The sequence below is a fragment of the Microbispora sp. GKU 823 genome (assembly GCF_002027145.1).
Classification (GTDB): domain Bacteria; phylum Actinomycetota; class Actinomycetes; order Streptosporangiales; family Streptosporangiaceae; genus Microbispora; species Microbispora siamensis.
On record NZ_MWJN01000045.1, the window covers coordinates 58,166 to 68,451 of the forward strand.

The 10,286-nt window shown below is 71.2% G+C and carries 7 protein-coding genes; 3 read left to right on the forward strand and 4 right to left on the reverse strand.

From position 1 onward, the window contains the following. Position 1 precedes the first annotated feature (1 nt). Complete coding sequence (locus B1L11_RS23480) at positions 2–598, reverse strand: DUF3000 domain-containing protein (protein ID WP_079316487.1); 597 nt, start codon at positions 596–598, stop codon at positions 2–4. Between the two features lie 567 nt (positions 599–1,165). On the opposite strand from B1L11_RS23480, the gene hemE reads away from it, so the two are divergent. Further along, positions 1,166–2,203, forward strand: a complete 1,038-nt coding sequence (hemE, locus tag B1L11_RS23485) for a uroporphyrinogen decarboxylase (protein ID WP_079316488.1) — start codon at positions 1,166–1,168, stop codon at positions 2,201–2,203. Between the two features lie 2 nt (positions 2,204–2,205). Here the strand turns inward: hemE and B1L11_RS23490 are convergent, their stop codons facing one another. The 3 genes from B1L11_RS23490 to B1L11_RS23500 all read right to left on the reverse strand — a co-directional run bounded on the left by B1L11_RS23490 (position 2,206) and on the right by B1L11_RS23500 (position 7,917). Then, on the reverse strand, positions 2,206–3,345 hold the full coding sequence (locus B1L11_RS23490; protein ID WP_079316489.1) for a DUF4349 domain-containing protein: 1,140 nt from the start codon (positions 3,343–3,345) through the stop codon (positions 2,206–2,208). 157 nt (positions 3,346–3,502) lie between these two features. After that, positions 3,503–6,814: a PQQ-dependent sugar dehydrogenase gene (locus B1L11_RS23495; protein WP_079316490.1), complete on the reverse strand. Its 3,312-nt coding sequence runs from the start codon at positions 6,812–6,814 to the stop codon at positions 3,503–3,505. A gap of 131 nt (positions 6,815–6,945) precedes the next feature. Further along, positions 6,946–7,917, reverse strand: coding sequence for a sugar phosphate isomerase/epimerase (locus B1L11_RS23500; RefSeq protein ID WP_218671263.1), 972 nt, complete (start codon positions 7,915–7,917; stop codon positions 6,946–6,948). A 670-nt stretch (positions 7,918–8,587) separates the two neighbouring features. On the opposite strand from B1L11_RS23500, the gene B1L11_RS23505 reads away from it, so the two are divergent. Together B1L11_RS23505 and B1L11_RS23510 are read left to right on the forward strand one after the other, a co-directional pair. Next, a complete protein-coding gene (locus B1L11_RS23505; RefSeq protein WP_143737484.1) occupies positions 8,588–9,730 on the forward strand; it encodes an inositol-3-phosphate synthase in 1,143 nt (380 codons plus the stop codon). Then, positions 9,727–10,286, forward strand: a 560-nt coding sequence (locus B1L11_RS23510; RefSeq protein WP_179155288.1) for a UbiA family prenyltransferase, incomplete at its 3' end; no start/stop codon positions are given. The genes B1L11_RS23505 and B1L11_RS23510, both read left to right, overlap by 4 nt.

The window sequence follows — 10,286 nt, forward strand, 5'->3', positions numbered from 1 at the left end:
GCTAAGGAACTTTCGGATCATCACGGCGGGCGGGGCGCGGATGCAGTGTGGCGACGTCGGGCGGGAGCGGGGGGATGCCCGCGGCCAGGCACATGAGATCGCACCAGGCGGCCGCGTGCGGCGACAGGTCCTCGTTGAGCGGCGACCACGAGGCCCGCAGCTCGATCTCGGTGGTGACCGGGTCGTCCGCCTTGCCGCCGAACCCCTCCGAGACGGCGCGGGTGACCGTGCCGCCCACCGCGGCGTACCTCGCGCCGTGGGCGTCGAGCGCCTCGGTCAGCCAGCTCCAGGCCACCGGCCCCAGCAGCGGGTCGGTGGTCATCTCCGGCTCCATGTCGGCGCGTACGTAGGCGACGAGGCGGAACGGTCCCTCCCAGCCGCGCTGGCCCTCGGGGTCGAACAGCATGATCAGGCGGCCGACGGCGAGTTCGTCGTCGTCACGGTACACGGACGCCCCGACCGCACCGGAGTACGGCGCGAGCCGCTGGGGCGCCGGGATGTCCTCCAGCTCGATCTCCGGCCGTACCTCGGCGGGGCGCAGCGTCTCCAGCGCGCGCCGGAAGGCGGCGGGAGGCGCGGGCGGTTCACCGAGGGTCATGACGGAAGAGTAGGTCGGATTCGGGAGAGCGCGAAGCAGGGGGGTGGCTGTGGGGGGCATCGGAAGTCGTCAAACCGTCGCCGCCAGTCGAGCCGTCACCCGGCCGGCCGTCCGTGCCGGGGCCCGTCCGCGCGTGCGCTCCCGGCGGTCGCCGCGGCCGTCCGCGCGGTCTCGCCGCCCCGTCGCGCGCGCCGCGCTGCTGGGGCGGGCGGGGCGCGCGGCGTCGCTGCCGGCACAGTGCTCAGTGCGGCGTTCGGGGGAACTCCACATCGAAGTCATCGCTCCGGGGCCTCTCGTCGGATCCACGGTCGTGGCGGTCGCTCGGGACTGATCCGACGTTGGCACGTCCCGGCGACATTTCCCCGCATCGCACTCGGCGTGTCTCGAAAGTGGTATTGGAATCGATGCCGGATGGCCGATTGGCGAACACATTGCCGAGCTGTGAGATGACTCACAGGAGGGGATGGGGTTCACCTTACGCGATCAGCGGCCTTGCTCGCGTCGTTCTGGAGCCCCAGGTCATGGGTCCGGGCGCCGGGCGGCGCCGGGACATGGCAGGCTGGTGCCGTGAAACCCCAGCTCGCCGATTCCGTTTTCATTCGCGCGTGCCGGCGCGAGCCCGTTCCGCACACGCCGGTCTGGTACATGCGCCAGGCCGGGCGGTCGCTGCCCGAGTACCGCAGGGTGCGCGAGGGCGTCGAGATGCTCACCGCCTGCGCCACGCCCGACCTCGTGGTCGAGATCACCATGCAGCCGGTCCGCAGGTACGGCACGGACGCGGCGATCTTCTTCAGCGACATCGTGGTCCCGCTCAAGGCCGTCGGCGTCGACCTGGACATCAAGCCGGGCGTCGGCCCGGTCGTCGGGACCCCCATCCGCGACAAGGCGGGCATGGAGGTCCTGCGGCCCCTGGAGCCGGACGACGTCCTGTACGTGACGGAGGCGGTCGGCGCGCTCACCGGAGAGCTGGGCGGGACCCCGCTGATCGGCTTCGCCGGAGGGCCCTTCACGCTCGCGTCCTACCTGATCGAGGGCGGCCCCTCCAAGAACCACGACCGCACCAAGGCCATGATGTACGGCGAGCCGGAGCTGTGGCACGAGCTGATGGAGCGGCTCGGCGCGATCACGCTGGCCTTCCTGCGCGTCCAGGTGGCGGCGGGGGCCTCGGCCGTCCAGCTCTTCGACTCCTGGGTGGGCGCGGTCGCGCCGCAGGACTACCGCACCTACGTGCTGCCGCACACCAGCAAGATCTTCGCGGGCCTGGCGGACCTCGGCGTGCCGCGCATCCACTTCGGCGTCGGCACGGGCGAACTGCTCGGCCTCATGGGCGAGGCCGGCGCCGACGTGGTGGGCGTCGACTGGCGGGTGCCGCTCGACGAGGCCGCGCTGCGCGTGGGCGCGGGCAAGGCCCTGCAGGGCAACCTCGACCCGGCGATCCTGCTCGCGCCCTGGGAGGTCGTCGAGAGGCGGGCCAGGGACGTGCTCGAACGCGGCCGGGTGGCCGAGGGGCACGTGTTCAACCTCGGCCACGGCGTGCTTCCCTCGACCGACCCCGACCAGCTCGCCCGGCTCACCGGCTTCGTCCACGAGTCGTCGGCCCGCTGACGCTACCCCGGCGTGCGCTCGGATTCCCGGCCCTGGTCCTGGCTCTCGTCCCGGTTCTCGTCGTCCCGGTCCTCGTCCCGGTCCTCGCGGGGCGCCGGCTCCGGTGAGCCGAAGCGCGGCTGCCCGGCGGGGCCGTCCGTGGGCGCGGGACCCGCGGGGAAGCCGGGCCCGCGCCCGGGAGGAACCGGAGGAACGGAGCCGGGGGGAACGGCACCGGGAGGCACGGGACCGGCCGGCGGGGCGGCACGGCGGCGCATCCTGCGCATGACGACCCGGACGGCCAGCCACACCACCCCGGCCACGACGATCCAGGGCAGCAGCGCGCCCAGCACGGTCAGCGCCATCACGGTCGACGCGGTCAGGGTGTCCCACCCGGCGCGCAGCCCGGCGAGGAAGCCGGTCGCCTCCTCCTTCTTCGCGGCGCGGGCCGAGTGCTCCGGCGGGGGCACGAGGGTGAGCGTCACGGTGGCCATGCCGGTCTGCGCCTCCAGGGCCTTCTGCCTGGCCTGCAGCGACTCCAGATCGGCCTCGCGGCTGGAGATCTCCCGCTCGATCTCGAGGATCTCGCCGATCTTGTTCGCCTTCGACAGCAGCGTGCGGAACTGCCCGAGCGCGGCCTCGGCCGACTTCACCCGGCTGGCGACGTCGGCGACCTCCTCGGTGACGTCCTGCGCGTTCTGCCGCACAAACGTGCGTTTCCCGAGGTCGCGTCCGAGCTGGGCCAGCACGTCGGCGTAGCGCGCCGGGGGCACCTTGAACGCGATCATCGACTGGACGCCGCGCGAGACGGACTCGCTGCGTTCCTCGGCGACGTACCCGCCCGCGCCCGTCACGATCGCCTTCGCGCGGTCGGCCGCCGCGGTGACGTCCTTGGCCTCGACGGTGAGCTCGGCCTGGTAGATGATCGCGCGGTCGGCCGGTTCGATCCTGGTCTTCTCCTGCCCGCCGGTCGCGCCGCCCGTGGCTGGCGCCCGCTCCTCGCCCTGATCCATGGCCCCGGCGGTGGCGGCCTCCCCGGCCGGAGCCACGGGCGCGGCTGCGCTGCCGGCCGTGTCGCTGCTGGATTCGCCCGAGCCGCCGCACCCCGTCAACAGAAAGGCGACGGCCACCAGGGCCGCCGCGCCGTACCGGATTCGCCTCATGTCCTTTACATCGGTTCACCGATAGGGACAGTTCGGCGCCGGCGATCACGATGGCATCACGATGCCGCCGTGGTCGCCGGCGCCTCTGCAGAGCGTTTGGGGGGTGTGGGGCCCCGTGGGCCCGGCCGGGCCGGGCCGGACCCACGGGACGTCTTGGCTAGCCGCGCAGCTGCTCGATCAGCGCCTTGGCGTCGCGGATCAGCGCGTCGCTCGCGGCCTTGTCGGTCACCCGCTTGGCGTCGCCGGCGAAGCCGGTGAACCGCTCGAGGGCCTTGATCGCGTCGTCCTTCTTGCCCTTGTCGGCCTCCTTGGCCGCCTGGTCGAGCTGCGCGATCAGGACGTCGCCGTCCTCGGTCACCGTGCCGGCGCCGCGGAAGGAGGTGAGGAGGGCCTTCACGTCCCCGAAGGAGGTCGTGACGGTGAAGGTCGCCGTCTTCTTGGTGGTGTGCCCGGCCTTGTCCTTGGCGGTCACGACCAGCTCGTTCTCACCGAGCGGCAGCTTCCACAGGGGGAGCGCCTCGCCCGACTTGACCTGCAGGTCGCCGATGGCCGCCGTCACGCTCGCCACCCCGGACGTGGCGTCCGTGGCGGAGAAGACAGGCGTGATCGAGGTCGAGTCGCCGTGGTCGCCGGACTCGACGCCGCTCACGGTCAGCGCGGGCGCGGTCTTGTCGATCTTCACGGTGAGGGTGCCCTGCCCGACGTTGCCGCCGCTGTCGGTCGCGCGGTAGCGGACCTCCGTGGTGCCCTCGGTGCTGAACGTCACCGCGTTGTTGGCGCTCAGCCAGGTGGCGCCGCCGTTGGTCGAGTACTGCCGGCTCGACACCGTGCCGTTGTCGGTCGCGGTGACCGTCATCGTCACGTTGCCGGTGTACCAGCCGTTCTCACCGTTCGGCTGGGCCGGGTTGAGGGTGGCCGTCACGGTCGGCGGGGTCTTGTCGGCCACGCCGTCGCCCACGAAGGTGAACGCGTCCACGTCCACGCCGCCCGTCGAGGTGACGTACAGCTTGCCGCTGCCCTTGGGGGCGTTCGGCAGCGCGGTGGTCACCGTCTGCCAGCCGGAGCCGGCCGGGATCGCGACGGTCGCGAACGGGGCCGCGGTCGGCGAGTTCCAGCGCAGCGACAGGGTGCCCGCGCCGGTGGCCACGGTCTTCACCGAGGTGATGCCGGAGAAGTTCACCGGGTCGTAGCCGATGTAGTCGCCCGCGTCGAACGAGGTGACCTTGTTGAGGCCGGACGCCGTCTCGTCCTGGGTCTTGGTGACACCCTTGCTGTCGTCCCCGTGCTCGGCCTGCATGAGCTTCGGGTTGAGGATCAGCGTGGCGTCGCTGCTCGCGCCGGGGATGCCGTTGGCGCCGTTGTCGCGGTAGCTGACCACGACCACGCCGAAGATGTTCTCGGTCACGCCGTGCTCGGGCGCGTCGGCCGGGGTCGCCCAGGTGACGGTGCAGCCGGTGCCCGTGGTGATCGGGTGGGCGTGCGTGTCGTGGCCGAGGCCGAAGGTCCACTGGACGCGGCTGCAGGTCGGGTTGTCGCCGTCCTCCTGGTCGCTCACCGCGACCTTGAACGGAACCGCGTTGCCCCAGTCGATGAAGCCGCCGTCGCCGGGGGTCTCGATGCTGACCTTGGGCGCGGTGTTGCCGACGGTGATCTCGATCGTGGCGAGGCCGAACCTGCCGCCCGCGTCGGTGACGCGGAGCCGGGCGGTGTACTGCCCGAGCTTGTCGTAGGTGTGGGTCGCCGTCACGCCCTTGGCGTCGAAGGAGCCGTTGCCGTCGAAGTCCCACTCGTAGGTGAGGTCGCCCGCCTCGGAGTCGGAGGACTTGGCGCCGCTGAACTGGACGGTGAGCGGCGTGCTGCTGCCCGACGTCCTGTCAACGGTGATCTTCGCCTGCGGGGCCTTGTTGCCGGGCGAGTAGTCGATGCGGTACAGGCCCGCGTCGGGGTTGGCCCGGAAGAAGCCGTCGCCGTACTCGAGCACGTACAGCGCCCCGTCGGGGCCGAACTCGAGGTCCATCGGGTTGTCCGTGATGGGCATCGCCATCTTGGTCAGCTCGGCGTTCGGCAGGAAGTGCTCGATCTTGGTGACCGGGCCGTCGGAGCCGGACACGGTGAACGCCGCCAGGTAGTCCTGGGAGAACTCGCCGAAGAAGAACTTGTTGTCCCAGTATGCGGGGAACTTCGTCGTCGAGGGGTTGTCCGCGTCGTAGTGGTAGACCGGGCCGCCCATCGGGGCCTGGCCGTTCTGCACCGGGTCGAACTCGGTCAGCCCGGACCACTCCGCCGGCTGGTCGCTCGCGCGGTCGCCGTAGTACAGGTCGGCCGGGGTCGCGGGCGGCAGCTTCTCCAGGCCGGTGTTCCACCGCGAGGTGTTGGTCGGGCCGCCGGCGCAGTCGAACCACTCACGGGGCTTGGAGTTCGCGTAGTCCCAGTTGTTGTAGTTGAAGTTGTCACCCGTGCAGTACGGCCAGCCGCCGTTCATCGGCTTGTTCAGCGGGGTGACGTTCCACTCGACGAGACCCATCGGGCCGCGGTTGGGGTCGGCGGCGCCGGCGTCCGGTCCGTAGTCGCCCCACGACAGCGTCCCGGTCTTCCCGTCGACGTCCATGCGGAACGGGTTCCGCACGCCCATCACGAAGATCTCGGGCCGGGTCTTGGCGGTGCCCTTGGGGAACAGGTTGCCGTCGGGAACGGTGTAGGAGCCGTCCTCCGCCACCTTGATCCGCAGGATCTTGCCGCGGAGGTCGTTGGTGTTGCCCGCGCCGCGGCGGTCGTCGAAGCCCGGGTTCATGCCGGGAGCGTCGTTGTTGGGCGCCATGCCGTTTGCACCGGGGGTGCTGGCCGGGGTGTTGTCGCCGGTGGCCAGGTAGAGGTTGCCCTCGTCGTCCCAGTCGAAGTCGCCCGCGACGTGGCAGCACTGCCCGCGGTTGGTCTCGATCTTGATGATGACCTGCTCGGTCGACAGGTCGAGCTTGTCGCCGTCCCACTTGAACCGGGAGAGCTGGTTGTAGCCCTTCCACTGGTTCCAGTAGGACTCGTCGGCGCCGGCGGGCAGGGAGTTGGGCGCCGAGCCGGCCGGAGTCGTCTCCGGGTACGGTCCGGTCATCTTCCTGGGCGCGTAGTAGACGTAGACCCACTTGTTGTGCGCGAAGTCGGGGTCGAGCCCGATCGTCTGCAGGCCGTCTTCCGAGTTGTTGTAGACGTCGATCGTGTTGATGACCTTGGTGACACCGGTGGCGGGGTCGGTCATCCGGATGTCGCCGTTGCGGGCGGTGTGCAGCACCCGGCTGTCCGGCAGGATCGCCATGTCGATCGGCTCGCCGACGTCCTTGGTGAGGGTGACCTTCTCGTAGTTCTCCCAGTGCAGCGCGTCGTCGTGCGCCTGGGCCGGTGCGGCGGTGAGCGCCGCCGTGAACGGGAGCGTCAACGCGGCGGCGAGACCGCCGACCAGAATGCGAGTACGCTTCAAATCTGCTGCGCCTCTTCTTTTCAGGGGGGTGGCAGGGTAAGGCGGGCCGCCGCGTGCCTGTGGAAGGGTCGAACGCGTGGCGGTCCGCCATAGTCAGATGACTGGCCGAGATGCTCGGGTGGGCCTCTGCCTCAGCCGCGGAGCTTGGCGATGTTGTTGTAGCTCAGTTCCGCGTACTGCAGCGACTGCGCCGGGTTGGCCGTGCCGCCGGGGGCGTTGTCCTGCTCGTACATCGGGTTGTGGTAGCCCTTGGCGCCCATCTCGGAGAAGAAGCTCTTGTAGTCGATGTCGCCGGTGCCGAACGGAACCATGTCGTAGCCGTTGGAGGTGCCGGTGTTGATCTTGCCGTCCTTGGCGTGGAACAGCGGGAACCGCATCGTCTGGGCCTGCACGACGCCGAGCGGGTTGAAGACCTGCGTCTGGGTGGAGCCGTCGGGCGCGGTGTAGGTCTTGTACTTGTACTGGGCCACGTGCGCCCAGAAGATGTCCATCTCCAGCCAGACCTTGCCCGGGTCGGTCTGCGTGAGGAAGTACTCGAGGCGGCGGATGCCGGAGGAGCGGGTGGGCCGGCCCTGCGCGTCGAGCGGGCCGCTGTCGAGCAGGAAGCTGTAGGCCACGTCGTGGTTGTGGGTGTACAGCTTGAGGCCCGCGGCGGTGGCGAGCTCGCCGAGCGTGTTCCACTTCTCGGCGGCCACGTCCCAGTCGGCCTTGTACGCGCTGCCGGTCGGGTCGCTGCCGGTGCCGACGTGGCCCATGCCGAGGATGTTGGCGATCTCCAGGTGGAGCTTGAAGCGGTCGAGGTCGGCCTGGCTCAGCGGCCAGGAGCCGGGGATGAAGCCGTGGTTGCCCTCGGCCTCCAGGCCGTTGTCGTCCAGCCAGGTGCGCAGCAGGCGGGCGCCCTCGACGCTCTCCAGGCTGGCGCCGCCCTCGGCGTTGCGGTGCTGGGCGTAGCCGGCGAACTCCACCTGCTTGTAGCCGATGCGGCTGAGCTCCTGCAGCACGGCGCGGAAGCCGGAAGGAAGGTTGCTGGACAGCGGGTCGCGGGTGATGGCGTCGCGGACCGTGTACAGGATGATGCCCCGCTTGCCGGGCGGCACGAGCACGCCGTTGCCGCCGCGGTCGCCGCCCGCGCGGCCGACTTGAGCGGACCGGCCGCGGCCACGGCGGCGACCGCCGCCATGCCGGTCGTGGCCGCGAGGAACTGGCGGCGGTTGAGCCCCAGCCTGCGTCCGAGGTTGCCGGCCGTCTCCATCTCTTCTTCGTACGCACTCATCGTCTTGCTAACTCCATCTGCGTGAAGAACCTTGATCCCCCCCGATGACGCGGCCGAGCGCCGCTGGTGACTCCTCAGGAGCGGACGGGACGGTCAGGTGTGACGGCCGTCGCCGTGGCGGAAAACCACTGGATGTCCTGCCATGGGCACCGCCGTTCGTCTCACTCCGACCCCTCATGACTGTGCGGAGCACTTGGCGAGCAAGTTACGCCACTTTTACCTAACGTGGAAGAAGTTTTTTCATGATCTTTTGAACTTTCTCCATCTAGAGGACAAAGTTCGAGGATCCGTGATTGCTCGGAGGGGCGGCGGCGGCTGCGAGCGTCCGCGCCTATCGGGTCGACGCGCCGGCGGCCGAGAGCGCGCAAAGTGTTCCCGTGCAGGTGGGTGAACTTTCTGTAGCTCACAGGAAACTTTTGCTTGTCAGTGACGAAAGATCCCTCTTACTATCCGAATGTTCCGGGGTCATCCTTCATACCCGAGTTGACGGGAGAGTTACAGTGCCCATCGGTGTCTGGCTGGTCGGCGCTCGGGGGTCCGTCGCGACCACGGCGGTGGTCGGAGCGGCGGCGGTTCGCGCGGGTGCGGCCCCGCCCACCGGCTGCGTCATCGAGGCCGCGGGCTTCCCAGGGGACTTCACCCCCCTGGGTGACCTGGTGTTCGGCGGTCACGACGTGGTCGCGACCCCGCTGCGCAAGAGAGCCGAGCTGCTCGCCCAGGCGGGCGTGCTCCCTCCCGTCCTGACGACCCTGCTCGCCGCGGATCTCGACGCCGCCGAGGCCGAGATCAGGCACGGCTACGTCCCCGGCGAGGAGAGCCAGGCGGAGGCCGCGCGGCGGCTCGCCGGCGACATCGCGGACTTCCGGGAGCGGCACGGCCTGTCCCGCGTCGTCGTGGTGGACGTGTCGTCGACCGAGCCTCCCGCCGAGGTGCCGTACGCCACGCTCGCCGACCTAGAGGAGGCGCTGGCGTCAGGGCAGGACGTGCTGCCTCCGAGCTCCCTGTACGCCTACGCGGCCTTCACGGCCGGCTGCGGCTACGTCGCGTTCACCCCCTCCGCCGGCCCGACGCCGCCCGCCCTGGACGAGCTGGCGCGGCGCGGCGGCCTGCCGTACGCGGGACGCGACGGCAAGACCGGGGAGACGCTGGTCAAGAGCGCGCTCGCGCCGATGTTCGCCGGCCGCGCGCTGCGGGTCCGCTCGTGGTCGGGGCTCAACCTCCTCGGCGGCGGCGACGGCGCCACGCTGGCCGACCCCGCCGCACGAGAGAGCAAGTCGGCGAGCAAGGCGCGGGCCGTGCCCGCGATCGTGGGCGAGGACGTCGAGGGCCTGACGCACATCGACTACGTGGCCGACCTCGGCGAGTGGAAGACCGCCTGGGACCACATCACGTTCGAGGGGTTCCTCGGCGTCCGGATGACCATGCAGTTCACCTGGCAGGGCTGCGACTCGGCGCTGGCCGCCCCGCTCGTCCTCGACCTCGTACGGCTCGTCGCGCGGGCGCACGAGACCGGGCACAGCGGCGTGCTCCCCGAGCTCGGCTACTTCTTCAAGGACCCGCTGGGCGGCGCCGGGCACGACCTGCCCACCCAGTACGCCCGGCTGGTGGCGTTCGCGCAGGCCCTGTCGGAGGCGCGGCCGTGAGGGCCTGGCTGGAGCTGGTCCGCGCGCCCGCCGCGCTGTCGGTTCCCGGGGACACGCTCGCCGGTGCTGCGGCGGCCGGGCGATCGGCCCGGCCCGGCCTCGCCGCCGCGTCGGTGCTGCTCTACTGGGCCGGTATGGCGCTCAACGACTGGTCCGACCGGAAGATCGACGCGAAGGAGCGGCCGGAACGGCCCATCCCCTCCGGCCGGATCAGCCCGGAAGGCGCCCTCGGCCTCGCCGCCGCGCTGACCGGCGCCGGCGTGGCGACCGCCGCGGTCTTCGGCGGACGGCGCGGGTTCGCGCTCGCGGGCCTGCTCGCCGGCGCCGCCTGGGCCTACGACCTGCGTCTCAAGCACACGGCGGCGGGCCCGGCCGCGATGGCGGCCTGCCGCGTGCTCGACGTCCTGCTCGGGGGCGGGCCCGCACACGCGGGCGGCCGCCCCCATGGCGCTGGCCGTCGGCGCCCACACCTACGGGATCACCCTGCTCGGCCGCGCCGAGGTGGACGGCGCCCACCCCCGCGACCGTCACCCCAGGCGCTGGCCGCGACCGGCGC